The organism is Limnobacter humi (assembly GCF_024518835.1).
Taxonomy (GTDB): Bacteria; Pseudomonadota; Gammaproteobacteria; order Burkholderiales; family Burkholderiaceae_B; genus Limnobacter; species Limnobacter humi.
On the sequence record NZ_JANIGO010000005.1, the window covers coordinates 101,864 to 127,183 of the forward strand.

Consider the following 25,320-nt stretch of genomic DNA (forward strand, 5'->3'; position numbering starts at 1 on the left):
ATTGTTGAAAAGATACGCCGCACCGCTTTTGTTAAGGTGTGGCAATTGAAGGCAATGGACGTTCTGACCGACGGGAGCCAACACGTGGAATGCATTCCTCACATCGAAGAGCTCTACATTCGAAGTTACCCGCTGGGCGCTTCTGCCGGGGCCTATGATCGCAAGTTGATTGATCTTCCGGTCACGCTTCGTCTCCAGGAGCAATCGTTTTACCTCACTTACCGCCGAAGCCTGGCCGGCCAGTGGTCGGTCATGTGTTCGGATGTTCAACTGCGCGCCTTGCGAAAGCACTTGACCGTGATGCAAGTGCAGGCCAGTGAACTGGACACCGAGTTGGCTCGAGTTTTTGCAGCGGTGCAATCCAGTTGCGCGGAAGCGCTGGATGCCTTGCCAACGCATGCAACCCGTCGTGATGTGTTGGATGCCTTGATTCAGTGCGGGGGTATCAACCCGCTGTTGGTGTTGGATGAGTTTCGCTTTTATCACTTGACCGGCCCGCAGGTGTTGGCGGTCCGAATGCTGCCTGGGCCAGATGGTGCGCTGGATGACGTCATCGAGCTGAGCCTGGTGCAGTGGAAAGAATTCTGTGCGGTGTTAACGACATTGGCTCCCCAGGGCCGCAACGCCATGATGGATTGGGTGCGCAACACCCTGCAGGAGATTCGTTCGCCCCTGTCCCTGGAGAACGCTGCATGATTGCGCTGCTGGATATTGTTTCGGGGCAGTTGCCGTCGGTGTCCAACCCGGCACAATCCCTCACGCCCAATGAGCGGCAGGCTGTGGTGGATTTTTTACAGACGCAAACACCGGTGTCGGGGCAAGATTTGACCGACATGGACGACGCTGCCCTCATTGACCTGGCGTTTTCAACTGCCCTGGCGCAAATGCGTTCAACACAGGGTGCCGATCCGGCCACGATCAAGCCTGTCGAACTGGATGTGTCGACAACACCGACCGCTGCAGTGTGGATGGATGGATACCCGAACGGGTACAGCGCACTGCCTGGTTTGCAGGTTGAGGCCGACCCGCTCGGCAGGTCGGATTCGATGGCGACAGTAGACGATGTGGCCGACTCTGTGGCCGGGCCGCCCGCATTGCCGTTGACCATGGTGCCCCCCGTGGTGCCTTTCGTGCCGGTATCCGTGCCAACCGTGCTGCCCAACCAGGCGCCGGTGGCGGAGTCTGCAAGGCCAGTCGACCCAGTGTTGACGCGCAACGCGGGTGTGGAGCCAACCGTCAATGTGCCTGCGCAGGCAACGCCCGTCACAACGCTTGCACCGGCCTGGCCCGTGCAGGCGGCTGAGCTTGACGTGCCGGCCTCTGCAGCGGCTGAGGATGCTGTCCAACTGCCAACCGGGGCAGCACAACCAGTGCCACGTGTTTCGGCCACAGCCGCGGTGCCTGCTCAGCCAGTGGCGCAGTTGTCGCTGTACACGCCCGCACAAGCACCAACGCACACACCGACGCAAACACCGACTGAAACCGCGGTTGTATTCGCAGCGCCTGTTTTGAAGGTGACCACAAACGCCAGCGATGCGGTGGAGCCTGAGGCAGTGATGCTGCCCAAGCCGCCTGTGCAAGCCGAGTTGCCTGGCCGACTGATGAACGCCTCAGCAGCCGATGCGCCTGAGCCGGTGCAGGCCCCTGCGGTGTTCACGGCGCAGTCACTGCCAGCAGAGCCTGCGGTGACTGCGGCTGTGCCGAGGCCGCAGCCCAATACTGCCGCTGCCGCACCCATGCAACCCCCGGTGAATGATGCACCGGCACCTCGCGTTGAGCTGGCGACGTTGACCACGGCGGAGCGGGAACTGCAGCCGCCTGTGCTGTCGTCCCGCCAGCGCTTGCAGTCCGCCTCGGTGTGGGTTTCTGCAGAGCCCGTATCCGCTTCAACCCTGGAATGGATGAAGCAGAGCGAGCGTTTTTCGCGACAGTTGTCTGCCAACCCTGCGCAGCCGGATCAAGATCACTCGGTGTTGGCCGCTGACGATGCCGTGGCGGTACCCAGCAGCCCAGTGGGTGTTGTGACTGCAGACCCTGCAGTATCGGGTCCGGTGGAGTCAGTCCAACCAGGGGTTTCAGTGCCGCGTGGCGTAACGTCCACGAGTACTTTGCCGCCGGTGGCATTGCCGCGAGGTGCTGGCCGTGCTGAAGAACTGATCACTGTTGTGAATGACGCGCTCAAATCCATTGAAATGCGTTTGCCGGGTCGGGTTGAGGTCACCCTGCATTTGCGCGATGGTGCCCGCCTTGACCTCTTGGTGATGGCTGAAAACCGGACCATGCGGTTGGAAATGAACACAGACCGGGTTGGTTTGGGTGCAGGTCTTGGTGACGGCGCTCAACAACTGGGGCGAACCCTGGAGAACATGGGTTATCAACTCCAGCACTTGAAATTCAATGGCGATATTCTCGTCAACAGCCCGTCCAGTGGCAGTGACGCGGGCACGCCCGGGCAAGGTCAAAGTGCAAGTCAGGGGCAGTCTCAATCGCAATTCAACCAGCGGGGTGAACAGGGGCGCGGTGTGTTCCACCAGCCAGATTCGCCAGCGGCAGCCGATGCAGCTGAGGCGCCGGCCGAGACTGAGCCGGTGAAGGCCAGCGGGATCAGTCTCTACGTTTGAAGGGCGTCCGTGCTAGCGCAGGATAACGTTGTTGACCAGCCATGCGCTGGTTTGCGGCAAGTAGTGCAATTCCACCACCACGTTTTCCGTAGACGGCCGACCATCGACCACTTGTGAGAACACAGCCCGGGCGCGGTTGGTTTCGGTCAGTGTGTCTGACACATACACATAGCGAAACGATTGAATGTGTTCATTCTGGATACGCAGGGCCACGGCTTCGCTCAAGAGCTTGATGGCCATGCGGTGCTCGGCCGTGTTCAGACTGAGCTTGGTGGCGGCGGCCTGATCGTTTTTTGCAATCGCGTCCAGAAATGATTGGGCTGCAATCCGGCGCTGAGAAAACTCCAGGTCCTTGCTGCAGGCGGTCATCAGCAACACAGCGCCCATCAACAGACCCATCAGCAGTGTGAGCCAAGGGGCTTTCCGGTTTGCGAACATCGGGGGCAGTGCAGTCATGGCGTTGGGCATTGTTGGATCACTTTGGGTTTTTTCGGTGTTTTACTGCAAAGTTGCGCAAGGGCTGCTGGGCGATACTTTGCACACAGAGTAACCGAAACCTGTACAGGGGTTCAACGCCATGAATGAAATGTCCAGATTATCCAGTGCTTCTCCCTTGCAATTGCTGGGTACACAGTCGGGCATCAGTCCTCAGTCTGCATCCGGCACGCCCAGTTTCACCGAGGTGTTTGGTGATGTGTTGTCGTCGGTCAGCAAGGCACAGGATACCTCCCGTCAGTTGTCGGTCGGTCTTCAGATGAATGATCCCAAGGTGTCTGTGGAAGACGTGGCCATTGCGTCCAATGAGGCACAACTCAAGTTTCAAACCTTGCTCCAGACCCGCAATAAATTGCTGCAGGCCTACAGTGACATCATGAGCATGCCGGTCTGAAGGAGTATCCATGCTCGCTGAATTTCTCACCCAAGATGAAGTGGATTCGCTGCTCCGGGCCATCACCGGAGAGGACTCCTATTTCAATTCGGATGATTCGGAAGAGTCGCAAGTCAAGCCCTACAACCTGGCCAAGCAGGAGCGCATTGTCCGTGGGCGCATGCCAACGCTGGAAATCATCAATGAGCGATTTGCCCGCTTGTTGCGCATCGGCTTGTTTGATTTCATGCGGCGAATGCCCGAAGTCACCGTGGGCTCTGTCAAAGTTATCAAGTACAACGAGTTCATCCGCAACCTGGCGGTGCCCACCAATTTGAACCTGATTTCGCTCAAGCCACTGCGCGGCAATGGTTTGGTGATTCTGGACCCCACCATGATTTTTGCCATGGTCGACACCATGTTCGGTGGTGATGGTCGCTTGCAAACCGAAATTGAGGGTCGCGAGTTTTCCGCAACCGAGCAGCGCATCATTGCGCGGGTGCTTGAGGTGGTGTTCTCCGAATATGCCAAGGCATGGGCACCGGTGTACCCGTTGGTCCCAGAGTATGTGCGCTCGGAAATGCACACCCAGTTCGCCAACATTGCAAACCCGGCAGAGATTGTGGTGTCCAGCCGGTTTGAGATTGAATTGGGCGCCACTTCCGGCACCATTCACATTTGCATTCCCTATTCATCGCTGGAGCCCATCCGGGATGCGATGAGCTCGGCCGTGCAAAGCAACCAGGGTGAAACGGACCGCCGTTGGTCCAAGATGCTCAAAAGCCAAATGCAGCAGGCCGAAGTTGAGTTGCAGGTCAACCTGGCATCGACCCAGTTGACGGTTGCTGATGTGCTCACGCTGCAGCAGGGCGATTTCATTCCCTTGAGCATGGGGCCGACCGTGCAGGCCCGCGTTGACAACGTTCCCGTGTTTGAGTGTTCTTATGGCGTGAGCGGGGGGCAGTATGCGGTCAAGGTGGAAAAAATGATTAAACCAGGTGATGACTCCACGTTGCTGAGAACGCCCAGAGGTGCGGATTTCAAATCGCTCAGCGAGGTGTATTCGCTGGTGACCCAGCATGGTTCCGAACACCTGGACAAGCTGACTGACATTGCCAAAGCCGATTAATTCAGGATTGAGTTTCAACATGACCACAGACACCAGCAAAACCCAAGCCGACCCCGCGAGCAAAGTGATTTCAGAATCTGAACTCGGCGAGGTTGAGGCGCATCGCTTCGGCATGTTGTCCGGTCAGGGCAGCGAGGAATCGGGCAACGACATCGACATCATTTTGGACATCCCCGTGACCCTGAGCGTTGAACTGGGGCGAACCAAAATTCCGATCAAACACATTCTGCAGTTGGCACAGGGCAGTGTGGTGGAGCTGGATGGCCTGGCTGGTGAGCCCATGAATGTGCTGGTCAATGGTTGCCTGATTGCACAGGGTGAAGTGGTGGTGGTGAACGACCGCTTCGGTATCCGTCTCACCGACATCGTGACGCCCTCGGAGCGGCTGCGCAAACTCAACGGCTAAGGCATGCTCCGTTTTCTTCTTTCAGTGGGCATGGCCGGGTTGCTGCTGTCCCACAGTGTTCAGGCGGTTGAATTGGGCCGGATGGAAATCCGTTCCCAGGCCGGCATGCCGTTCATCGCCCACATTGCACTGACAGCCAGCCCCCAGGAGTTGAGCAATCCCGAATCGGTGGTTGTGAATTTGGTGGGTGGCGACAACAGCGATTTTCAGGGCAGCGTCAGAACCCGGCTTTTCCTGCAGCCGCAGGGAGCAGGTGGTTTTTTGCGTGTCACAGCATTGGACCCGTTGCCACGGTCGGTGGTGTTGACATTTTCGGCTTCAACACCCGACGGACCCTTGTTGCGTGAATATGCAATCGACAATGGTGTGGTTCGCACCCGTGACATCCAGAGGCCCAAACCCCCGGCGCCACCAGCACCCACACCCCTGCTAAAACCGGTGGCCGAACCGGAAGATGCCGATGTCAACGCTGACAAGGTGTTGGAACCCGCTCCACCCGAGGGAATTGAGCTACGGCTGTTGGACCAGACCAATGATGGCGCGATGCCGTCCCCCCGCGCCACAGCCAGTGATCTGGAATTGCTGGCCAAGTCGGATGCAGCACTGAATGCAGACCCAAACCTGCGTGAACAGGCACGCACTGCGCTGGGTGTGATGGGTCAGTTGAAAGACCGTCTCGCTTTGTTGTTTCAAATCAAAGCCAGCAAGGCCGTGGTAGAAGCCGCAGTGAGTCGGGACATTGAACAGGAGCCCAGCAGCTACACCTTAACGTTGCAAACGGATGCAAAGACCAACCGTGCGCAGCCTGTTCCTGAAACCGGCAGTGCGCCGGACAAGCCGCTAGCGCCGGTTCAGTCGCCCGCTGTGGGTGCACCCGCTTCAGCATCTGCCGCGCCAGCCTCGTCGGCAAGTCCTTCGGCGCAAACTCAACCACAGCAGCCCGTGGCCAAACCGGCACAACCCGCGCGGGGCAATGATTTGATCCGCTACTTTGTCATCACGATTGTGTTTGCAGTGATTGTGCTGGTGGCGGGTTATGCCTGGATGCTGCGCAACAGGCCCCAGTGGATTCCCGCCCCGATGCAGTCAACGGATGCCCCTTCCGCGCTGCGTGAAGAACCGGTATTGCCCGCACCGCAAACACCGGTGGCAGCCTTGCCCAACCGGCCCGAGTTGCCTGAAACGATGATGGATGAGCCAGTGGTGGATGCCGAACCTGCCCCGCAGGCTGCACCACCGGTGATGGCGAGCTTGCCGCCTGAGCCCGACTTTGATGACACGCCGCCGGACTGGGCTGATGCCGATGATGATGCCATTGATGTGCCGCCTGCTGCGCAGGCCGATGCCGAGGTTACCAACCCGATGGTGGATGTAGAGCCTGAGCGGTTTGAAGAGCCTGAATTCAAGAATGAAAACGATGCCCGCATTGAGTTGGCGGCCGCCTACATGGAAATTGAGGACTTCGACGCTGCGATGAAATTGATCGACAGTATTGAGGGCGAGCTCACGGAGGTGCAGATGAATCGCCTTCAAAAAATTCGTGAAGAAATGACGCAGGGTGAGGCGGATCAATGAAAAGATTTGGATTGGCCACTGCACTGATGATCGGTTTGCTGTTGGTGCTGGAACCGGCATGGGCGCAGCAATTGCCAGGTTTCGTATCCACCCCGGGGCGCAACGGCTCCACCGTGTATTCGCTGCCAGTGCAAACGCTGCTGTTCATGACATTCCTCACGGTACTGCCCGGCCTGCTGTTGATGATGACCGGGTTTACGCGCATTGTGATTGTGATGTCCCTGTTGCGGATGGCGTTGGGCACGCAGAACTCGCCGCCCAATCAGGTCATCATCGGGTTGAGTCTGTTTCTGACTTTTTACATCATGTCGCCCACCTTCAATCAGGTGTACAACCAGGCGTATCTGCCCTACGACGACGGAAAAATCACCTTCCAGCAAGCTGTGGATGTGGCCACCAAACCCGTGGCAGCATTCATGATCAAGCAAACCCGAGCCGAGGATTTTTCACTGTTCGCCAGTTATGCTGAAAAACCCGTGAGCAAGGTGGAAGATGCGCCCATGTCGGTGCTTATCCCGGCTTTTGTCACCAGTGAACTCAAGACGGCGTTTCAGATCGGTTTCATGATCTTTCTGCCGTTTCTCATCATTGACCTGATTGTCTCCAGTGTGCTGATGTCCATGGGGATGATGATGTTGTCACCAATGCTGATTTCACTGCCATTCAAGTTGATGCTGTTTGTCTTGATTGATGGCTGGAACCTGCTGATGGGTTCCCTGATTCAAAGTTTCGCGTGAGCCGACATGTCGGAAGACAATGATGTCGAACGCGAGTTACCGGCCACCGAGCGAAAAATCCAGAAAGCTCGGGAAGAGGGCAACATACCGCGATCCAAAGACCTTGCCGGCGCATTGGTGGTGCTGGTTGGTTTGTTGGGGGTCAGTGTTCTGTCCGGGTTTCTGACCGACCAAAACAAGCAATTGATGAAATCGGCCCTCACCCTGAGTGTGGCCGATGCCAAGGACCCCGCCCGCATGCCGGTGGCTTTCATGGAATTGCTGCTCAAGGCATTGCTCGTGATTTCCCCCTGGTTGCTGGCGGTGGCTGTGGCTGCTGTGGTGGGCACTTTGCTGGTGGGTGGTGCGGTTTTCGTCACCAAAAACCTGGAGCCCAAATTCTCCAAGCTCAACCCAATCAGCGGGTTGAAGAACATGTTTTCCGCGCATGCCATGTTCGAGTTTGTGAAAGCCCTCGTCAAAGCGTTGGTGATTGGCGGTGTGGCGTTCGGCCTGGTGTGGATGAATGTGAATGAATTTCCCCGCATGATGACCATCCCCCTGCCCAACGCGATTGAACTGGCAACCGCCTTGGCCCTGAAGGACGCGATGGTGCTGGCCTTGGTGTTCGCGGTGGCTGTGTCGCCCGATGCACCGTACCAGATTTTCCGGTACCTCAAGCAGTTGCGGATGAATGTGGAGGAGATCAAGCGGGAGCAGAAAGAGTCCGAGGGAGACCCGCATGTCAAAGCCCGTGTTCGGCAAATACAGCGGGACATGTCGCGCCGACGCATGATGGCCTCAATTCCCAATGCGGATGTGATTGTGACCAACCCCACCCATTACGCGGTGGCCCTGGCTTACAAGGATGGCAAGGGTGCGCCACGGGTGGTGGCCAAGGGCGTTGACCTGATTGCCCACCAGATTCGTGAGTTGGGCAAAACCCATCACATCGCCCAAATTGAAGTGCCACACCTGGCACGTGCGCTCTACAAGCACGTGGACATTGACCGGGAAATTCCCCCAACGCTGTACACCGCTGTGGCCAAGCTGCTGGCCTATTTGTACACCATGGAGCAGGGCCAGGTTGATGAGGCGGTGTTTCCCGGCGAACAGGACATTCCGGTGGGCATGGACCCTGGGCCAAGCCCCGAGTCTTGAACCGCCACTGCGCTACCGATTCCAGATCGGAATGGTAAACAGGGTGTTGAATGCGCTTTCGAAAAAGCTGACAAAGAATGGCAGGGACAGGTACAGCAGCGCCAGGCCTGCGAAGATGGTGATCGAAAACCCCACCGACATGATGTTGAACTGCGGCGCTGCGCGACTCAACAGGCCCAAGGCGATGTTCACCGACAGCACACACGCCATGATGGGCAAGGTGAGCTGCATGGCGATTTGAAACAACAGCAAGCCACTTTGGGCAATTTTCAACGGGTTGAGAAAACTGAAATCGGTCGAGATGGGCACCACCTGAAAACTGGTGAGGATGCCATCCATGGCCATGAGATGGCCATTCATGCTGAGGAAGACCAGCGTGGCCATGATGTTGAGAAACGCGCCGATCATCGGCGAGGTGGTGGCTTTTTGCGGGTCAATGAACATGGCAAATGCCAGGCCCATCTGCAAGCCAATGAAGTCACCGGCCACCTCCATGGCGGCGAAAATCACCCGCATGAAAAACCCCAGTGAAACCCCGACCAGAATTTGCTGAAAAACCAGGGGAACCAGGGGCTGTGTGGTGTCGAAGCTGGCCACCGGTGTGCCGGCCACCAGGTATGCCGTGAAGGCAGCAAGGCCAATTCGCACGCGGCGGTTCACCGAGCGTGCATCAAACAGGGGAGCCGTGGCGAGCAGTGCGCTGACGCGAATGAAGGGCATCATCCATTGCATGAGCCAGGTGTTGAACCATGCACTGTCGATCTCGAACATGGCGGGCTTAACCAATTATGCTGGGGATGGTCTGGATCAATCGGCGCGAATAATCCACCAGGGTACTGAGCATCCAGGGGCCCAAGGCCAACAAACAAAAGAAGATGGCCAAGACTTTGGGGATGAACGACAGGGTCATTTCGTTGATTTGTGTGGCCGCTTGAACGATCGACACCAACAGTCCCACGATTAGTGCAATCAAGAGCAAGGGTGCAGAGACCATCAGCATGGTCAGCAGGGCATCCTGCCCAAGGTTCAGTACCGTCTGTGCATTCATGAAAAAAATTGTCCTGTGGGGGGCAGTGGGCCTTGTGGACATTATTTCCAAACCGGTGGCGGATTGGCCATGTGAAATCCCACCAAAATCAACCATTTCATTTGTGCTGTCGCCGTCAAAGAGTTGTTACAGTGAATGCATTCGATGTCAATGTGGACATAGCGCGCATGTACGGTGCCAAGGCATACAAATCGGTGGATTTGAACACCGCGGTGATTTCAGCCACGCCGCATGGTTTGATAACCATGCTGATGGACGAGGCAATCAAACGCATGCGCCTGGCTGTCATCCACATGGAAGAACGCCGGTATGCTGAAAAAGGCACCTGCATTGGCAAGGCGATACAAATCATTCAGGACGGCTTGATGGCCGCCCTGAACATGGAGGAGGGCGGTGAGATTGCCCTTCGCCTGAAAGGCCTGTACGAATACACCACACAGCAGTTGGTCTTGTCGTCAGCGCGCAATGACCCGGCCTTGTTGCAAGTGTGCATCGACATCATGGGTGAAATACGGGCTGGCTGGGTCGAAATTGCCCATGTGGCCGACAGTGCTGCCAAATCCGCCAGCGCTGGCGTGTAAGTCGGGGCGGGACCATGAACCAGTTTCGACCCGAGCCCGATGCCCATCCCGTCATTGCCCTGTATGCACAAATTGCCGAGCAGGCCGCGCGTCTGTTGCGGTCAGCACAGCAATCCCAGTGGGATGAATTCGCCCTTCAGGAGCAGCAATTCAGTCAACTGGTCCAGTCGCTGAACAATTACCCGGAAGATCCCCAAACGCTGACGGAATCGGAGATCCTGCTTCGCACCGTGTATTTGCGCCAAATCATGAATGACAACGATCAGACCCACCAGTTGGTCAAGTTGCGAACCGATGAACTGGAACGAGCGCTGGTGTTGCAAAACAATGCAGACCGCCTTGAGAAGGGCTACGGGGAATAAGCACCATGAAGCTGGAAGGGCTGCCCAGTCCACAGTTGCAACAAAAAACCCAGGCCTTGTTGTCCCATTCCATTTCCGCGGTGCAGGGTGCCATGGCTGCGCAGGTGGGCGAGGATTATCAAAACCAGCGCTTGCAGGGCAGGGCCCTGAGTGGCCAGTTCATGGGGTACGACCCCCAAGGGCTGGCCAAGTTGAAGGTTGGGAATTTGGTGGTCCGTTTGCTGCTGCCCGTGGGGGCCAAGCCACCGGCCATTGGTGCCACCCTGGTGGTCAACATCACCGCGCGAGATTCCATCCTCCGGGGCGCTGGAGACTTGCCCGGTGAGTTAACCGAGTCATCTGACTTTGTGGGCGTGCTTAGCCGGCAGGCGCTGTTGCAGTCTGGTGCAAGTGACCTAGAACCCGATGACCTGTCCTTTCCCGCATTTCGGGCCCTGCACAGCGAGGATGTCCAAACCGATGTGAGTGAGAGCGGGCAACTGCTGGGCAAGTTGGTTCAGGCCATGGGTCCACGCGAGGGGGTTCGATTGGTGTTGATGGCCACGCAATTGGGCTTGCTCAGCCGCGTGTTGTTGGGTGAACCAGCCGATGGGGAACAACGGCCCCCCGAGCGCATGCACCCCTTGACCGAAGCCCTGGGTTTGATCGACGGCGGCGCGGATGACCTGCGCGACAACGCGACCCAGCTGGCCCGTCAACTGCAGTTGGCCATACAGCGCAGCGGGTTGTTTTACGAGTCGCATGTGCGACTGTGGCGAGAAGGCAAGTGGACCTTGACCGAGCTGGGCGAAGAGCCACAGTCGGATTGGGGGCAGGCCCAGGCCTTGGCGGGAACGGAGGCCTCGTTCAACCCCGAACAGAACAAGTCGGCTTGGTTAACCAACCTGCAATTGAATTTGCTGCACACGCCCCGCTTGAGCCTGGTGATGCCCGGGCTAACGGGCGAACCCATCCACCTGACCATCGCGGCCAGCCGGCAAGACAGCGACGATCCAACCGATGAGTCGTCTGCCGAACAGGCTGCGCAGCCCACACCCTACAATCGGTTTGAGTTTGACATCCGCATGCAACTGCCCACCTTGGGGCGAGTCCACGCGCAGGGTGTGATCGCCCGGCACAGCACTGATCTAACGGTGACTTTTGAAGAGGGCAAGCAGCCGCCCGAGAGCGCTGCCCACCAATTGAGCCGTGCATTGAGCGGCGCCCGGGTTCACGTGCAAACCTTTCCGGATGAAAACGCCTAAAAACCCCCTCTTTCTTCTTCCCCGTTCCGCAGGGCAATCCACACAATAGTTTCAAATCCCGAAATTTTTGTGAGTTGTCATGTCGGAACTGCAAACCGTACCCAATGCAGGCAATGCTGTGGCCACGCAGGCCCTGTCGCCTGTTCCAGGCCCGCTGGCGCAAGCCGGGACGGCCGGGGCGGCATGGAATCCGGATCGCCTCTTCAAAGGACTTCGCGGGCTGAGCCCCCAAAAGCGCCTGACCTTGTTGATTGCACTGCCGATGTTGCTCGGTTTGCTGGTGGCCGCCACGTTGTGGTCCACCCGTCCGGACTACAAAGTGCTGTTCACCAGCGTCAATGAAACAGACGGCGGCGCCATCATCAACTCCCTGAAGCAAATGGGTGTGCCTTACCAATACAGCGACAACGGGGGTGCCATTTTGGTACCCGCCGACAAGGTGTACGAAACCCGGTTGCAATTGGCCAGCCAAGGTTTGCCAAAAGGCAGCGTGGTGGGTTTTGAGTTGTTTGAAAACCAGAAAATGGGCGTGACCCAATTTCAGGAGCAGGTGAATTTTCAGCGGGGCCTGGAGGGTGAACTGATCCGGTCTATTCAGTCGCTGGATGCCGTGCATTCTGCGCGGGTTCATTTGGCGTTGCCAAAAAACAGTGTGTTTCTGCGTGATCAACAAAAGCCGACAGCGTCCATCGTGGTCAACCTGAATCGCGGAAAATACCTCAGCCGGGAACAGGTCGACGGCATTGTCCATTTGGTGGCCAGCAGCGTGCCCCAACTCAGCCCCCGTGATGTCAGCATTGTGGACCAAACAGGCGCTTTGCTGACAGCCAACTCCAGTCCGAATGACCCGGCTTCGCTGACAGCAGACCAGATGGCCAAGGTCCAGAAAATGGAAGACACCTACAACAAGCGCATCATGGATTTGCTGGTGCCGATTGTGGGTGATGGCAATGTGCGCGCCAGTGTCACCGCCAAGGTCAATTTCAAGGAAGTGGAGCGGTCCGAAGAAAGTTACAAGCCCAACAATGAGAGTGGCAATGCCAGCATCCGAAGCCAGCAGCAATCCTTGAATGCCGAGGGTGCCGGGCTGAATCCACAGGGCGTGCCTGGCATGATTTCCAATTCCCCAGGCGAAACCGTGGCACGAATTGGTGCAGCACCCAACGCTGGCAATGGCGCCAACAATTCAAACAGCAACGGTGGTGTTCAAAGTCGGGAATCGCTGGTCAATTATGAGGTGGATCGGGAGATTGTGCGGACCAAATCCAACCAGGTGGATGTGGCGCAAATCAACGCAGCGGTTTTGTTGAACTACAAAAGCGTGACCAACAGTCGGGGAGAAACCCGTGAGGTTCCATTTACGCCAGCCGAAATGGCATCCATCCAAAAAATGGTCTCGGATGCCTTGGGCATTGATGCCAACCGAGGTGACACCTTGTCGGTACTCAACCAAAGTTTCGTGGGCAAACCCGAGAGTTTGGAAGCCGTGACCGAGCCATTGCCGTGGCAATCGTTGGTCAAGAATGCTGCAGTGCCTTTGGCATTGTCTGCGGTGGCCTTGGGATTGATTTTTGGCTTGTTGCGGCCCATGTTGAAATCACGGGATGGCGACAAGCCTGCCCCGCTGCAAGTCCAGCAAGACCCGTTGATGGAGGAGGATCCCGCACTGTGGCCCGAGCCTGTGGTGCTGCAGCGGAAAACAGATCAACCACCGATTTTGATTTCAAGCTCCGACAACCGGCAAGTGGAAGAAGTACAGCGCGTGGTTCGCCAAAACCCTGAATTGGCAGCCAACATCGTTAAGTCCTGGATTGGTGATTGAGAACGACTATGGCCAGCCAAGCCCCTGTGAATGCTGAAACACCCGTGGATGGAAAGAACGCTGCAGGCTCAGCGTCTGCGCCCGTCGCAACACCAGCTGCACCAGCCCGCCGTGAAGACGGTTTGGACAAAGCGGCGATTTTCATGCTGAGCCTTGGTGCGGACGATGCAGCCGAGGTGCTCAAGTTTTTCGGTCCGCGCGATGTAAACCGGTTGCTCACCCGCATGACCAACTTGCGCGATGTAAAGCAAGACCGTGTGGATTCCGTGACCCGAGAGTTTTTAGAAATCACCTTGGACCAAAGCGCCATCGGCACCTCGTCGGATCAATACATCCGGTCCATGCTGAACAAAGCGCTGGGCGAAGAGCGGGCCGGTTTCCTGGCTGATCGCATTCTTCAGTCGGGCGACACCTCGGGCATTGAAAGCCTGAAGTGGGTGGATGCATCCAGCGTGGCCGAGCTGATTAAAAACGAACACCCGCAGATCATCGCCACCATTCTGGTTCACTTGGAACGAGATCATGCCGCAGCCATTCTCAACGAGTTTCCAGACAAAGTGCGCAAGGATGTGACCATCCGCATTTCCACGTTGGATGGCGTACAACCCAATGCGCTGCGCGAGTTGAACGAGGTGTTGTCCAAAGCCCTGGCTGGCGGTGAGAAGGTCAAGAAAAGCACCTTGGGTGGCACCAAAACAGCGGCGGAAATCCTCAACTATGTGGGCACAGCCAATGAACAGGCGGTGCTGGAAAGCATCCGGGAATACGACGATCAATTGGCCCAGAAAATTCAGGACGAGATGTTTGTGTTTGACAACCTGATGGACCTGGACAGCCGCAGCTTGCAACAAACCCTGCGCGAAATCGACAACGCCATTTTGGTGATTGCATTGAAAGGCGCACCAGAAAACCTCAAGGAACGCATTTTCCAGAACATGAGCCAGCGCGCCTCGGAAGCGGTTCGCGACGAACTGCTGAACAAGGGGCCGGTGCGCATCTCGGATGTGGATGCTGCACAAAAGGAAATTCTGCGGGTGGTTCGCCGGTTGGCCGACGAAGGGCAAATTGTGTTGGGTGGATCGGGAGAGGATGCTTTTGTCTAAGCGGATTGTGAAAGGTGTGGAAACGGCCACACCCTGGAAAGCCCTGGCGCCCGACTCCAACAACCCCATTGGCGATTTGTTGGCCCACAAGGCACTGATCAAGCAGCGTGAAGAGGACATCATTCGCAAGGCACAAGCCCTGCGACAAAAAGAGCACGATGTTGAGCAGGTGGTTCACCAAAGCCGCGAGCAGGGTTACGAGGATGGCCACCGTGAAGGGTACAACGACGGCTTGAAGCTGGCCAATGAGGAAGCAGCGCGCTTGGCGCAAGTGTGTGTACAACTGCAAGCCGAATTAAGTGCCATTCAAAACCGGCTGGCCGAACGGATGCTGGACCTGGTGGTGGTATCGGCCCGTCAAGTCGTGCAGGACCACACCGTTCGTTGTCCCGAATCGATTGCCGCGCTGCTGAAAGCCGCCATCCAGTCCATCTCGGCGGATGTGGTGTATATCACCGTGGCTGCTGCACCGGCCACCATTGCCAACATGCAATACCACTTGCAAGCGCTGGGCCCGTTGTCCACGCAGGTTCAGCAGTCGGTGGCGGTCAATTTCAAAGAGGACCCGCGGTTGGCCGAAGGCGGTTTCATGGTGTATCACACCGCAGGGCAAATGGATTATTCGCTGGAGACCCGCTGGCGCAATGTGTTCTCGGCCCTGTCAGACCAACCGGAACACTTGCACCATGCACAGCCCGGTTGAGCCACCATCGGCCTTGCTCAACTGGCTGGATGATTGCACTGCGCAGGTGGTTCGCACCGATCAAGCGGTGGTGTCCGGTCGTTTGATGCGTGTCCAAGGCTTGGTGGTTCAGGCTGCCGGCCTGGAGTTGGCGGTGGGCACCTTGTGTCACATCCATGCGGGACTGCAAATGCTGGAGGCCGAAGTGGTCGGCTTCTCGGATGGCTACACCTACCTGATGCCCCATGGCGAAACGGCCGGGCTTCGACCGGGTTTGCGCATCACGCCGCAGCCGGCACAGTGGCCATTGCCCAGGCTCCACCAGCGGTTGCCCGCCTATTTGCCAGAGCAGCAACACAGCAAACACCTGCCGGTGGGTGACGGGTTGCTGGGTCGTGTGCTGGATGCCAACGCACGCCCTTTGGATGGCCTCGGGCCCATCCGGTTTTCACACAGCTCGCCACTGGCTGCACGTGCGGTCAACCCCATTGAGCGGGTGCCAGTTCGTCAACCGATTGATGTGGGTGTGCGCGCCATCAACGCATTGTTGACGGTGGGCAAGGGCCAACGCCTGGGCCTGTTTGCAGGCTCTGGTGTGGGTAAGTCGGTGCTGCTGGGCATGATGGCCCGCTTCACCTCCGCAAGCCGGATTGTGGTGGGCCTGATTGGTGAACGGGGTCGTGAAGTCAAGGAGTTCATTGAAGACATTCTGGGTGAGGATGGTTTGAAACGGTCGGTGGTGGTGGCAGCACCAGCGGACAGTTCAGCCCTGCTGCGCCTTCAGGGTGCCGCCTATGCCAGCACCCTGGCAGAGCACTTTCGAGACCAGGGGCATGATGTGCTGCTGATCATGGACTCGTTGACCCGCTATGCTCAAGCGCAGCGGGAAATCGCGCTGGCCATTGGTGAGGCACCGGCCACCAAAGGCTATCCCCCTAGCGTATTTGCCAAACTGCCCGCCCTGGTGGAGCGGGCCGGAAATTCCTCCACGTCGGGTGGGTCTATCACAGCGTTTTACACGGTGCTGTCCGAGGGGGATGACCAGCAAGACCCCATTGCCGATGCGGCCCGGGCCATTCTGGATGGCCATTTTGTGTTGTCCCGAAAGCTGGCCGAGCAGGGTCACTACCCGGCACTGGACATTGAGCAATCCATTTCCCGTGTGATGCACAACGTCACAGAGACCGTGCACATGGACACTGCGCGCTATTTCAAAGCGCTGTATTCCAAGTACACCGCCAACCAGGACCTGATTTCGATTGGGGCCTATCAGCGCGGTGCCGACCCCATGATCGACAAGGCCATCGACCTGCAGCCTGCCATGCGCGGGTTTTTGCAGCAAGGCATTCAGGAAAGCTGCAACATGCTCGACAGCCTGGATGCACTGGCCCGGGTGTTCAACCCGGACGCCACAGCGCAGTGAAACAGGCGCTTTTCGCCAGATTTCTTCCCGCATGCCAAGAAGGCTCCCCCGTACACTGAATTCATCGTGGGGGAATCATGAGCAAAGCCATTGAACTGTTGAAGGACCGCATCAGTCTCGAAGTCAGCGAGATGGAATCGCACATGGCCTTGATCCAGTCCAGCATCGAGAAAGGTCAGCACAGCATCCACATGCTGACCGATTACGTTCGCCAGTATTCAGAAAAATTGGCATTCATGGGGCAATGCACAGCGGTTGATGAACTCACCCCGCACACCATCAGTGGCACCGAATTGAAGGCGCACAATCAGTTTGCCGGAAAGCTCATGTCGGCCTTGGCTGCGCAGGTTCGGCAAAATGAAACCAACAAGGCCTACCTGCGGCAAGCGGCTGAAAATTTGAAACACCTGAAGCTCAAGCAGAAAACGCTGGAGCAATTGCTGGCAAGGCGCGAGGCTGTTCTGGAAGAAAAACAGCTTCGCCGTGAGCAAAAAGAACTGGATGAGCTGGCCAATGGTCGGTATGCCCGCACCCTGCTGCTGAAGTCTGCAGAAGGGAGGCTGGCATGAGCGTGCCCCAAGCCACCCTGAATGATGTCCTGAAAAATGCGGTAGACCTGAACAAGGCCCGTGCCCTTGCTGCGCCAGTGTTCATTTTGCTGGTGTTGGCCATGATGGTGTTGCCATTGCCAGCCATGGCGCTGGATGTGCTGTTCACCTTCAACATTGCGCTGTCCATGGTGGTGTTGGTGGCAGCCCTGTACACCAAAAAACCGCTGGATTTTTCGTCTTTCCCAACGGTGTTGCTGATCACCACGTTGCTGCGCCTAAGCCTGAATGTGGCCTCCACCCGCGTGGTGCTTTTGCATGGTCATGAGGGCACTGATTCAGCCGGCAAAGTGATTGAGGCTTTTGGCCACTTCTTGATTGGTGGCAATTTGGCGGTCGGCATTATCGTGTTTGTCATCTTGATGGTGATTAACTTTGTGGTGATCACCAAAGGCGCTGGACGCATTGCAGAAGTGTCTGCCCGTTTCACCCTGGACGCCATGCCCGGTAAGCAAATGGCCATTGATGCCGATTTGAATGCTGGGTTGATTACCGAGGCCGAGGCCAAGAAGCGTCGACAGGAAACCGCACAAGAGTCGGAGTTTTACGGCTCCATGGATGGTGCGTCGAAATTTGTTCGTGGTGATGCCGTGGCGGGTGTGTTCATTCTCATCATCAACATTGTGGGCGGACTGGCTGTTGGCATGTTGCAGTACGACCTTGGCTTTGCCAGCGCCGGGCAAAAATATGTATTGCTCGCCATTGGCGATGGCCTGGTGGCCCAAGTGCCTGCGCTATTGATTTCCGTGGCTGCCGGTTTGGTGGTGGCGCGCGTGGGCCAAGGGCAGGACATCGGCACCCAGGTGGCCTCGCAACTGGCGCAGTCCCCCCAGGTGTTTGCCATGTGTGCAGGCGTGTTGTTGTTGCTGGGTTTCATTCCCGGCATGCCCAACCTGCCATTCCTGATGTTCGGTGCCGGCATGGCCGGGCTGGCTTACTGGCTGCAAAAGCGGTCCATGGCCCCAGTGGAAGACAACACCGAGCAGGCCGTGAGCCGCGCCATGAAAGAGGTGGCCGATGCCAGTTGGGATGACATCAAACCCGTTGAACCCCTGGCCCTTGAAATTGGCTATCGCCTGATTCCCCTGGTGGACAAAGGGCCTGACAGCGATCTGCTCAAACGCATCAAGGCCATCCGGAAAAAATTCACCCAGGAAATGGGCTTTCTGCCACCCCCCATCCATGTGCGAGACAACCTGGATTTGCCACCCAACAGTTACCGCCTGCTGATCAAAGGCGTCAACATGGCGCAGGCCGATGTTGAGCCGGGTGCGTGGTTGGCGATTGATCCAGGCGAGGTGGTGCTGCGCTTGCCTGGCCCTCAAACTGTTGACCCCACGTTTGGCATGCCAGCCTACTGGATTGAGCAGGACATGACCGAGCGCGCCCAGGCCGGTGGCTACACCGTGGTGGACGCAGCCACCGTGATTGCAACTCATGTGTCGCACCTGTTGTCCAACCACGCGTCCAAACTGATCGGCCGCGTGGAATGCCAGCAACTGCTGGAACACTTTGGCAAGTTGTATCCCAAGGTGGCTGACGAGTTGATTCCAAAAATGTTGTCCCTGTCGGCATTCCAAAAAGTGCTGCACAACCTCTTGGATGACAGGGTCAGCATTCGCGACATGCGAACCATTTTGGAAACGCTGCTGGAACACGCACCCAAAACCCAAAATCCAGTTGAACTCACCGGCTTGGTTCGCATTGCCCTATCCAGTTCGATTGTTCAAGGCTTGGCTGCTCCCGACCGGGATTTGCAAGTGTTGGTATTCGACCCCAAGCTGGAAAACATGATTATCCAGTCCAACCAAGGGCAGGCACCGGCCGACGTGGCGATTGAGCCCAACCTGGCCAACACCATGAGCAACAAGCTCACGCATGAGGCGCAGCGCCTGCTCGCCATGGGCCAAAGCCCCGTGTTGCTGGTGCAGGATTTCTTGCGCCCAGCGCTTGCACAGCTGCTGCGCAAAGCTGCGCCAGGCCTGACGATTTTGAGTCATAGCGAAGTGCCGGAGTACAAAAAAGTCTCCGTGTTGTCTGTCATTAAATAATTGGGTGCGAATGTGTTGCAGAAACGATTGGCAGCAACCTCAGCGGAAGCCTTGAAATTGATCACCGATGAATTTGGTGATGACGTGGTGATCGTGTCGACCAAGCAGGTGGACAACGGCGTCGAAGTGATTTTCGCCAGCGCCCAGGCGGTGGCCTCGCTGGACCTCAGCCCGGATGGCAGTGTACCCAAGGCCAAGCTCACCACGCGAAAGCGTCCGTCCGATCCTGCGCACAAGGAACCTCGCCCCCAGGGTGTTGAGCTGGACAATCGCGAGGCTGCACAACCCGACATGACCGAGGCACTGGCTCGGGAAGTGGCCCAGCTCAAGAACTTGGTGCAACAGCAATTCAGTCAGATCAGTTGGCAGAACTGGGCCACTGGCGACCCCTTGCGCGGCAAAATCTGGCAAGACCTTCAAGACCTGGGGTTCTCGCCACTGGTGGCCCGCACGCTGGTCGATGGCATTCCGGAGGGACTGGACCATGTCAAAGCCAGCGCCTGGGTGATTGAAGCCATCGCTAGCAAACTCACCGCGCTTCAGCCTGACATCGAGATGATTCAGAAAGGCGGTGTGTACGCTGTGGTTGGCCCCACCGGCAGCGGAAAAACAACCACCATTGCCAAAATTGCTGCGCGTTGCCTGGCCCTGAAAGACCGCGCCTCCGTTGCCCTGATCACCACCGACACCTACCGCATTTGCGCGATTGACCAGTTGCGGACTTACGCCAAAGTCATTGGCGTGCCCGTGCACGTGGCACTCAATGCTGGCGAGTTGGAATCGCACCTCAAAACCCTGTCGAAAAAACACTTGGTGTTGATCGACACCATGGGCTTGTCCCCCCGCGATGTGCAAATCACCGAGCAGATCGGCCTGCTGGACCGTCACGATATTCAAAAGCTGCTGGTGATGAATGTGTCGTCCCAGCCCCGGGCTTTGAGTGAAGTGGCAGACCGCTTCCGCGGTAACGGTTTTTACGGGGCTGTGCTCACCAAGCTCGATGAGTGCTCTTACATTGCAGGCAGCATCGACCTGGCGCTGCGCGAAAATCTTAATTTGATGTACATGTCGACTGGTCAGCGGGTTCCCGAAGACCTCTACCTGGCCGATGCGCACTTTCTGGTGCAACGGGCCATGCGTCGCCAATACGAACAAGCCTATGCCCGCACGGAAGAGGAAGTTCAGTGGCTGCGTTATGGCGTGGCCAATCAGGTGGTGAATGATGACATTCGACGCACTTGAAAAAGCCGCGCTGCTGGAGCGGCACATGCCCGAGGTGCAGCGCATTGCTGCCCAGATCCGCAGCAAACTGACCGCCAATGTGGAATTGGACGACTTGGTACAAGTGGGCATGATCGGCCTGATGGATGCCCTGCAGCGCTACACCCATGGCGAATCGTCCTTTGAGGCGTATGCACATTTCCGGATACGCGGCGCCATCATGGACGACCTGCGTGAAAAAGACCATTTGCCCCGCGCGGTGCGGCAAATGCGCAAGCAGGTGGAGCGCCAGCGCCAGCAGCTGGCCCACCAACTGGGCCGGGAGCCCTCTGAAATGGAGTGTGCCGCAGCACTGAATTTGCCGCTGGTGGAGTACCGAAGCTGGCTCAGTGATTTTGAACAAACCCAATGGGTGTCGTTGGAAGACATGGCCGACGACACCCAGGGCGTGCAGCAGGTGATGGACCGGTTGACCGAGCAGCAAGACACGCTGGAAGACACGCTGGCCCAACGTGAAAGCCGTGAAGAATTGCTCAACCTGATTGACGGTTTGTCAGACCGTGAGCAATTGGTGTTGCGCCTGTATTTTGAACAGGAAATGACATTCAAGGAAATTGGCAGCCTCATGGGCGTCAATGAATCCCGCGCCTACCAAATGCACAACCAGGCCTTAACCATCCTGAAAGGCATGGCAGCCCAGCGCCTGGCGGGCTGATTCAAAAAAGCCCCGGTAAACCCGCTTTGTTCAGCCCTTTGTGTGTCGGGGTGCTGGTCTACAGTGGTGACATGTTTTCCCTGTGTGCGGGTACTTGTCATCATGAGCCAAACCAATTCAGCCCCCAATCCCCGAGACATTCACGACGGATTTTATGAGTCGCTGGAGGCGCAAGCACGTGATGCACTGATCACGGGTGACTATGCACGGGGTTCGCTGATCAACCCAGCCACGGTGCTCATGCTCTTGGCCGAGTTGAGAAAGTCACGCAGTGCATTGAAATCCGTGTTGGGGCAGGGTGATTATCAGCAGGGTTACAAAGACGGTTGGGTGGATGCACGCTTAACACCGCCCGCCGATTGCAAGCCTGTGGCGTGGGCCATCATTCAACCGGGTGAGAAACTGGTCAAGGTGTTTTCCGAACCACCCCAAACATTGCCGGCCAATGCGCAATGTCGCCCACTGTATGTGCAGGCTCAAACTTCACTTTCTTCTTCAGTCAAATAGCGCTGGTAGTGTTTGTTGTCAAAGCAAATCTTGGGGCCAGGCCGGCTCTGGATGTCGCACAGCGCACACTGAAACTGCCCCGCCACATCATACGGATCCACCACGAAATTGCCCTGGCATTGATGGCAGGTGATGGTTCGTAGCACACCGCTGGCCACATGGCGAAACAAGCTCCAGGCGCGGGTCATGCTTAAAATGGGTGGGTTGTCGATGGCCTGCACCGTTTGCAGGTACAAGGTGTATGCCGCAATCAATACATCGGTTTTTCCAAGCTGCGGGTTGTCGCATTCCACCGTGTTGTAGATGCTCATGAACAAACTGGCATGGGCATTGGGCGCACGGAATAAAAACCACTCGGTGGAAAACGGCAATGGCCCCTTCTGGGGCGCTTCACCTTTTACTTCCTTGTAAATCGACAGGCAGCGGTCACGCGACAACTGGGGAAACTCTGACTGAATCACCTGCAAGCGCGCACCCAGCGCAATCAGCTGGGCAGCCTTTTGAACGGCCTGCGCATCGTCCAGTACGCTTTTCTTCAACGCAGTGCCCATGGTCAGCCCGCCAACTTGTGCTCAACCGGGTGACGAAATCCGAGAATGCTTGCATGCAGGGCCGTGAGTCGAGGGTCGGTGGACTGGTCATTGGCCAGTGCCCACAGTTTTTCATGGTCAAACCGCAAGGTGCACAGCGACAGCGATGTGGAGGCCAGGCGCATCAGGTCCGTGGTGCTCATGTCCATCAGGGTGTCGGCCACACCATCGGGCAGGCCCAATTGCGCTTTGGCAGTCACCTTGTTGTCGTTCAGCATGCGCTGGGCCAGCATCAGGAAATTCAGGTTCAATTCCCGCAGCTCATTCAACATGCGTTCTGCGCTTCCTTTGCCCACGCTCAATGCACTCATGGTTCCTCCGAACAGCAGCCTTGGGGGTGCTTGTGTTTCATTTCAACTTCGCCGTACAATCGCCTCACTGGGTCTGCAAACTTCAGTCAAGCTTCGCGGCGTTTCATTCAGTGTATTGCTCGATGGGACGCCATGATGAAAAAGAAAACCGCATTTATTGGAGGATTTCTCCTCCTGCTTCTGCTGCTGGGTGGCGGTGCCACCGGCTTCATCTATTACCAGGCCCGTCAGTTTCAACACACCATTCAATCCTGGGCTGGTGAATCGGGTCTCGAGTTGGGCCACTTGCGCCTGGGCTTGGGTGACCTCGAGCAGGGCGATTCCTTTCCAGTGTCCACCGGACAGTTCCGGGTGTCGGTGCTGAACCGCTGCAATGCAGAAGTGCTGGATGTTGGCGTGGTCAAATACACCATGGGTCAGGTGCCGTTTTTTTACGAGCACGGCAATTTTCAATGGTTCCCCGCCGATTCTGACGACACCGATCCCCTGTTGACCGTGACCACCTTGCGCAAAGCCAACTCGGTGGATGTCAGCCTGCAACCCTCCCCATGGATGAGCACCTTCGCGCTGGCACCGGCACTCAAGCTTCAAGTGGGCAGCCGCCAAATTGAGCTCGACATGGCTGCACAGCTCATCAAGCTGGCTGCTGTCACCGAGCAGCCGGATGACCTTCTGGCTCGTCAGGTGAGCCTGAAACTCAAATGGGACACCCGTGATGCCCTGAACTCCGAGCTTCACGTGCATGCAGACCAAATCAGCAGCGATACCCACAACGTGAAAGACCTGGACATGCGCGTGATTGCCGAAAGCGATGACACCGATCAAATCCAGTGGGTGTTGAGCGCAGAAACCGGTGCATTGAAATGGGGCGATGTGTTACTGGACAAAACCAAAACCGACACCAGTCTTTTTGTGGGTCACAGTCCCTCCCTGCAATTCCTGTTGCAATCGGCCATGCAGTCATGCGGTGGTTTTGCAACCGCCAAAAGCCATGAGTTCAATGTTCAGTCTGCCTACAACCTGCTGATCCAGAAAGGCCTGCGGTTGCAGCACACCTTGACTGGTGAAATCAATGCCGCACCCGTGGTGTGGGACACCCGAATCAGCCTGAACCCGCAGCTGGACTTCAACACCGGCCTGATTCACCTGGGCCGTTCCATCGACATCACCAATCAACTCACCATTCCGTTTGACAAATTTGGCAAGAAGCAACTGGCACAAGCCATGGAGACCGGGCTGTTTACCGCCCGCGAACTGAAAGGCCCTTATGACAGCAAAACCACCCGCAACGCCAGTCTGCTTCAACGGCAACTGGCCGCCATGGATTCAGCCAGTGGCCAGCGGGGTACCACATTGGCCGGGTTGTGGGCCAATGATTTGAAACGCTGGTTGAACGATGCGGAGCAATCGCTGTACCTCAAAGAGTTTGCTTTGGCACCCAATGTGTCCATCACACCCCGGGTGAATTTTGAAGGGCTGGATGGTGTTCGCGTCGATGCACAAGGCGGTGTTCGAAAACTGCTGAAAACCCCGTAGGAGCCAGCGCAATTGCCTGTCGCCTGTTTGAAACCACCTGTTTTTAGCCTGTTTCAAATTGCCGGCAGGGCCGCTGTGCCACAGATAATGAATTGACAAAGGCTTTGCGCACACACCATGAAAATACTCATCAGTTTTATCGTGGCCACACTCAGTATTTTTGGTGGCTATATGCTGGCCGGTGGCCAGCTCTACCTGCTGTTACAGCCTGCGGAGTATCTCATCATCGTGGGCGGCGCGGCTGCGGCGTTTTACTTGGGCACCAGTCAGAAATCGCTGACCATCCTCAAAGGTGTGCTCAAGAAAAGCATGCAGCCCGAAATGCAAACTGACGAATACATGGACGTCATGGGCGTGATGCACGATGTGCTGGCCAAACTCAGCCGTGAGGGCATGATTGCCATTGAGGCCGACATTGAACGGCCCGAGTCCAGCAACCTGTTTGGTCGTTATCCTTCCGTGGTTCGCGACCCACAAACCCTGAATTTCATCACCGACTATTTGCGGATGATGGTGACCTCCAAAATGAGTGGTCAACAAATTCAAAGCGCCATGGACGATGAAATCACCGCGCGCCGAAAGGAAAACGACAAGGCAGCCGGTGCCATCTACAAAACAGCCGATGCCTTGCCCGCCTTCGGCATCATGGCCGCCGTGATGGGTGTGGTGCACGTCATGGGCTCGGTGGGCCAGGTGAGCAATGCCGAACTGGGTGTGATGATCGGCAGTGCGCTGGTGGGCACCTTCATTGGCGTGTTGATTGCCTACGCCTATGTGGGGCCTTTGGGGCAGTTTGTGGAAAGCCGCCTGGCCGACCAGGTTAAAAAGCTGGAGTGCATACAAGCCATTTTGGTGGCGCACATTGGTTACGGTTTTTCGCCGGCATTGTCGGTGGAGTTTGGTCGCAAAACCCTGTTCAGCGGTGTGCGCCCCAGCTATGACGACATGGAGCTGCGCATCAAGGAACTGCGCAATGCAGGCACCGGCAGCGGTGGTGCAGCAGGCGCTTCGGCCACCAACATCTTTCAGGCCCGTTAAAT

At 57.0% G+C, this 25,320-nt stretch carries 27 protein-coding genes; 22 read left to right on the forward strand and 5 right to left on the reverse strand.

Translation table 11 applies throughout. The features are described 5' to 3' along the window. The first annotated feature begins 84 nt into the window (after positions 1-84). Together NQT62_RS13740 and NQT62_RS13745 are read left to right on the forward strand one after the other, a co-directional pair. Positions 85-696: a hypothetical protein gene (locus NQT62_RS13740; RefSeq protein WP_256765305.1), complete on the forward strand. Its 612-nt coding sequence runs from the start codon at positions 85-87 to the stop codon at positions 694-696. Continuing rightward, the gene (locus NQT62_RS13745; protein ID WP_256765306.1) at positions 693-2,621 is read left to right on the forward strand and encodes a hypothetical protein; all 1,929 of its coding nucleotides are present in this window, start codon (positions 693-695) and stop codon (positions 2,619-2,621) included. Before NQT62_RS13740 ends, NQT62_RS13745 begins: the two co-directional genes overlap by 4 nt. Before the next feature lie 12 nt (positions 2,622-2,633). On the opposite strand, the gene NQT62_RS13750 is transcribed toward NQT62_RS13745, so the two are convergent. Next, the gene (locus NQT62_RS13750) at positions 2,634-3,077 is read right to left on the reverse strand and encodes a hypothetical protein (RefSeq protein WP_256765307.1); all 444 of its coding nucleotides are present in this window, start codon (positions 3,075-3,077) and stop codon (positions 2,634-2,636) included. A 121-nt stretch (positions 3,078-3,198) separates the two neighbouring features. Between NQT62_RS13750 and fliE the strand changes: the two genes are divergently transcribed. From fliE to flhB, 6 genes are read left to right on the forward strand one after another with little or no spacing between them, the layout of a single operon-like run. Further along, complete coding sequence (gene fliE, locus NQT62_RS13755) at positions 3,199-3,510, forward strand: flagellar hook-basal body complex protein FliE (protein WP_256765308.1); 312 nt, start codon at positions 3,199-3,201, stop codon at positions 3,508-3,510. 10 nt (positions 3,511-3,520) lie between these two features. Then, the gene (gene fliM, locus NQT62_RS13760; RefSeq protein WP_256765309.1) at positions 3,521-4,618 is read left to right on the forward strand and encodes a flagellar motor switch protein FliM; all 1,098 of its coding nucleotides are present in this window, start codon (positions 3,521-3,523) and stop codon (positions 4,616-4,618) included. 19 nt (positions 4,619-4,637) lie between these two features. Beyond that, complete coding sequence (fliN, locus tag NQT62_RS13765) at positions 4,638-5,024, forward strand: flagellar motor switch protein FliN (RefSeq protein WP_256765310.1); 387 nt, start codon at positions 4,638-4,640, stop codon at positions 5,022-5,024. A 3-nt stretch (positions 5,025-5,027) separates the two neighbouring features. Next, the gene (locus NQT62_RS13770) at positions 5,028-6,599 is read left to right on the forward strand and encodes a hypothetical protein (RefSeq protein WP_256765311.1); all 1,572 of its coding nucleotides are present in this window, start codon (positions 5,028-5,030) and stop codon (positions 6,597-6,599) included. Then, entirely contained in the window at positions 6,596-7,336 is a 741-nt protein-coding gene (fliP, locus tag NQT62_RS13775) for a flagellar type III secretion system pore protein FliP (RefSeq protein WP_256765312.1), read from the forward strand. Before NQT62_RS13770 ends, fliP begins: the two co-directional genes overlap by 4 nt. A gap of 6 nt (positions 7,337-7,342) precedes the next feature. Continuing rightward, positions 7,343-8,476 carry a flagellar biosynthesis protein FlhB gene (gene flhB / locus NQT62_RS13780; RefSeq protein ID WP_256765313.1) on the forward strand — a complete coding sequence of 378 codons (1,134 nt, stop codon included), beginning with the start codon at positions 7,343-7,345 and terminating at the stop codon, positions 8,474-8,476. A gap of 12 nt (positions 8,477-8,488) precedes the next feature. On the opposite strand, the gene fliR is transcribed toward flhB, so the two are convergent. Together fliR and fliQ are read right to left on the reverse strand one after the other, a co-directional pair. After that, the gene (gene fliR / locus NQT62_RS13785) at positions 8,489-9,247 is read right to left on the reverse strand and encodes a flagellar biosynthetic protein FliR (protein WP_256765314.1); all 759 of its coding nucleotides are present in this window, start codon (positions 9,245-9,247) and stop codon (positions 8,489-8,491) included. A gap of 7 nt (positions 9,248-9,254) precedes the next feature. Beyond that, positions 9,255-9,524, reverse strand: coding sequence for a flagellar biosynthesis protein FliQ (gene fliQ, locus NQT62_RS13790; RefSeq protein ID WP_256765315.1), 270 nt, complete (start codon positions 9,522-9,524; stop codon positions 9,255-9,257). Between the two features lie 131 nt (positions 9,525-9,655). On the opposite strand from fliQ, the gene fliS reads away from it, so the two are divergent. The 12 genes from fliS to NQT62_RS13850 all read left to right on the forward strand — a co-directional run bounded on the left by fliS (position 9,656) and on the right by NQT62_RS13850 (position 21,843). Beyond that, complete coding sequence (gene fliS, locus NQT62_RS13795; protein ID WP_256765316.1) at positions 9,656-10,105, forward strand: flagellar export chaperone FliS; 450 nt, start codon at positions 9,656-9,658, stop codon at positions 10,103-10,105. 14 nt (positions 10,106-10,119) lie between these two features. Next, entirely contained in the window at positions 10,120-10,467 is a 348-nt protein-coding gene (gene fliT, locus NQT62_RS13800) for a flagellar protein FliT (protein ID WP_256765317.1), read from the forward strand. A 5-nt stretch (positions 10,468-10,472) separates the two neighbouring features. Next, positions 10,473-11,711: a hypothetical protein gene (locus NQT62_RS13805; protein ID WP_256765318.1), complete on the forward strand. Its 1,239-nt coding sequence runs from the start codon at positions 10,473-10,475 to the stop codon at positions 11,709-11,711. Positions 11,712-11,790: 79 nt separating this feature from the next. Then, on the forward strand, positions 11,791-13,533 hold the full coding sequence (fliF, locus tag NQT62_RS13810) for a flagellar basal-body MS-ring/collar protein FliF (protein ID WP_256765319.1): 1,743 nt from the start codon (positions 11,791-11,793) through the stop codon (positions 13,531-13,533). Positions 13,534-13,541: 8 nt separating this feature from the next. Further along, positions 13,542-14,636 carry a flagellar motor switch protein FliG gene (gene fliG / locus NQT62_RS13815; protein ID WP_256765320.1) on the forward strand — a complete coding sequence of 365 codons (1,095 nt, stop codon included), beginning with the start codon at positions 13,542-13,544 and terminating at the stop codon, positions 14,634-14,636. Beyond that, on the forward strand, positions 14,623-15,339 hold the full coding sequence (locus NQT62_RS13820) for a FliH/SctL family protein (protein WP_256765321.1): 717 nt from the start codon (positions 14,623-14,625) through the stop codon (positions 15,337-15,339). Before fliG ends, NQT62_RS13820 begins: the two co-directional genes overlap by 14 nt. After that, on the forward strand, positions 15,323-16,741 hold the full coding sequence (gene fliI, locus NQT62_RS13825) for a flagellar protein export ATPase FliI (protein ID WP_256765322.1): 1,419 nt from the start codon (positions 15,323-15,325) through the stop codon (positions 16,739-16,741). Before NQT62_RS13820 ends, fliI begins: the two co-directional genes overlap by 17 nt. A gap of 77 nt (positions 16,742-16,818) precedes the next feature. After that, entirely contained in the window at positions 16,819-17,310 is a 492-nt protein-coding gene (locus tag NQT62_RS13830; RefSeq protein WP_256765323.1) for a flagellar export protein FliJ, read from the forward strand. After that, positions 17,307-19,400 (forward strand): flagellar biosynthesis protein FlhA, encoded by a 2,094-nt coding sequence (gene flhA, locus NQT62_RS13835; protein ID WP_256765324.1) that lies wholly within the window; start codon positions 17,307-17,309, stop codon positions 19,398-19,400. Before NQT62_RS13830 ends, flhA begins: the two co-directional genes overlap by 4 nt. Positions 19,401-19,427: 27 nt before the next feature. After that, on the forward strand, positions 19,428-20,642 hold the full coding sequence (flhF, locus tag NQT62_RS13840; protein WP_256765325.1) for a flagellar biosynthesis GTPase FlhF: 1,215 nt from the start codon (positions 19,428-19,430) through the stop codon (positions 20,640-20,642). Beyond that, entirely contained in the window at positions 20,620-21,336 is a 717-nt protein-coding gene (locus NQT62_RS13845) for a sigma-70 family RNA polymerase sigma factor (RefSeq protein ID WP_256765326.1), read from the forward strand. The genes flhF and NQT62_RS13845 overlap by 23 nt, the downstream gene beginning before the upstream one ends. Before the next feature lie 102 nt (positions 21,337-21,438). Next, on the forward strand, positions 21,439-21,843 hold the full coding sequence (locus NQT62_RS13850) for a hypothetical protein (protein ID WP_256765327.1): 405 nt from the start codon (positions 21,439-21,441) through the stop codon (positions 21,841-21,843). Here NQT62_RS13850 and NQT62_RS13855 read toward each other — a convergent pair. Beyond that, positions 21,813-22,394 (reverse strand): FlhC family transcriptional regulator, encoded by a 582-nt coding sequence (locus NQT62_RS13855; RefSeq protein ID WP_256765328.1) that lies wholly within the window; start codon positions 22,392-22,394, stop codon positions 21,813-21,815. The two genes, NQT62_RS13850 and NQT62_RS13855, sit on opposite strands and share 31 nt — an antisense overlap. Positions 22,395-22,396: 2 nt before the next feature. Beyond that, the gene (locus tag NQT62_RS13860; protein ID WP_256765329.1) at positions 22,397-22,744 is read right to left on the reverse strand and encodes a flagellar transcriptional regulator FlhD; all 348 of its coding nucleotides are present in this window, start codon (positions 22,742-22,744) and stop codon (positions 22,397-22,399) included. 132 nt (positions 22,745-22,876) lie between these two features. Between NQT62_RS13860 and NQT62_RS13865 the strand changes: the two genes are divergently transcribed. After that, positions 22,877-24,280 (forward strand): hypothetical protein, encoded by a 1,404-nt coding sequence (locus NQT62_RS13865; RefSeq protein WP_256765330.1) that lies wholly within the window; start codon positions 22,877-22,879, stop codon positions 24,278-24,280. 117 nt (positions 24,281-24,397) lie between these two features. Next, the gene (locus NQT62_RS13870) at positions 24,398-25,318 is read left to right on the forward strand and encodes a motility-associated protein (protein ID WP_256765331.1); all 921 of its coding nucleotides are present in this window, start codon (positions 24,398-24,400) and stop codon (positions 25,316-25,318) included. Positions 25,319-25,320 lie beyond the last annotated feature (2 nt).

Coding starts and splice junctions, on each gene's coding strand:
- NQT62_RS13745 (WP_256765306.1), top strand. CDS start 693: ATGATTGCGCTGCTGGATATTGTTTCGGGGCAGTTGCCGTCGGTGTCC.
- NQT62_RS13750 (WP_256765307.1), bottom strand. CDS start 3,077: ATGACTGCACTGCCCCCGATGTTCGCAAACCGGAAAGCCCCTTGGCTC.
- fliE (WP_256765308.1), top strand. CDS start 3,199: ATGAATGAAATGTCCAGATTATCCAGTGCTTCTCCCTTGCAATTGCTG.
- fliM (WP_256765309.1), top strand. CDS start 3,521: ATGCTCGCTGAATTTCTCACCCAAGATGAAGTGGATTCGCTGCTCCGG.
- fliN (WP_256765310.1), top strand. CDS start 4,638: ATGACCACAGACACCAGCAAAACCCAAGCCGACCCCGCGAGCAAAGTG.
- NQT62_RS13770 (WP_256765311.1), top strand. CDS start 5,028: ATGCTCCGTTTTCTTCTTTCAGTGGGCATGGCCGGGTTGCTGCTGTCC.
- fliP (WP_256765312.1), top strand. CDS start 6,596: ATGAAAAGATTTGGATTGGCCACTGCACTGATGATCGGTTTGCTGTTG.
- flhB (WP_256765313.1), top strand. CDS start 7,343: ATGTCGGAAGACAATGATGTCGAACGCGAGTTACCGGCCACCGAGCGA.
- fliR (WP_256765314.1), bottom strand. CDS start 9,247: ATGTTCGAGATCGACAGTGCATGGTTCAACACCTGGCTCATGCAATGG.
- fliQ (WP_256765315.1), bottom strand. CDS start 9,524: ATGAATGCACAGACGGTACTGAACCTTGGGCAGGATGCCCTGCTGACC.
- fliT (WP_256765317.1), top strand. CDS start 10,120: ATGAACCAGTTTCGACCCGAGCCCGATGCCCATCCCGTCATTGCCCTG.
- NQT62_RS13805 (WP_256765318.1), top strand. CDS start 10,473: ATGAAGCTGGAAGGGCTGCCCAGTCCACAGTTGCAACAAAAAACCCAG.
- fliF (WP_256765319.1), top strand. CDS start 11,791: ATGTCGGAACTGCAAACCGTACCCAATGCAGGCAATGCTGTGGCCACG.
- fliG (WP_256765320.1), top strand. CDS start 13,542: ATGGCCAGCCAAGCCCCTGTGAATGCTGAAACACCCGTGGATGGAAAG.
- NQT62_RS13820 (WP_256765321.1), top strand. CDS start 14,623: ATGCTTTTGTCTAAGCGGATTGTGAAAGGTGTGGAAACGGCCACACCC.
- fliI (WP_256765322.1), top strand. CDS start 15,323: ATGCACAGCCCGGTTGAGCCACCATCGGCCTTGCTCAACTGGCTGGAT.
- NQT62_RS13830 (WP_256765323.1), top strand. CDS start 16,819: ATGAGCAAAGCCATTGAACTGTTGAAGGACCGCATCAGTCTCGAAGTC.
- flhA (WP_256765324.1), top strand. CDS start 17,307: ATGAGCGTGCCCCAAGCCACCCTGAATGATGTCCTGAAAAATGCGGTA.
- NQT62_RS13845 (WP_256765326.1), top strand. CDS start 20,620: ATGATGACATTCGACGCACTTGAAAAAGCCGCGCTGCTGGAGCGGCAC.
- NQT62_RS13850 (WP_256765327.1), top strand. CDS start 21,439: ATGAGCCAAACCAATTCAGCCCCCAATCCCCGAGACATTCACGACGGA.
- NQT62_RS13855 (WP_256765328.1), bottom strand. CDS start 22,394: ATGGGCACTGCGTTGAAGAAAAGCGTACTGGACGATGCGCAGGCCGTT.
- NQT62_RS13860 (WP_256765329.1), bottom strand. CDS start 22,744: ATGAGTGCATTGAGCGTGGGCAAAGGAAGCGCAGAACGCATGTTGAAT.
- NQT62_RS13865 (WP_256765330.1), top strand. CDS start 22,877: ATGATGAAAAAGAAAACCGCATTTATTGGAGGATTTCTCCTCCTGCTT.
- NQT62_RS13870 (WP_256765331.1), top strand. CDS start 24,398: ATGAAAATACTCATCAGTTTTATCGTGGCCACACTCAGTATTTTTGGT.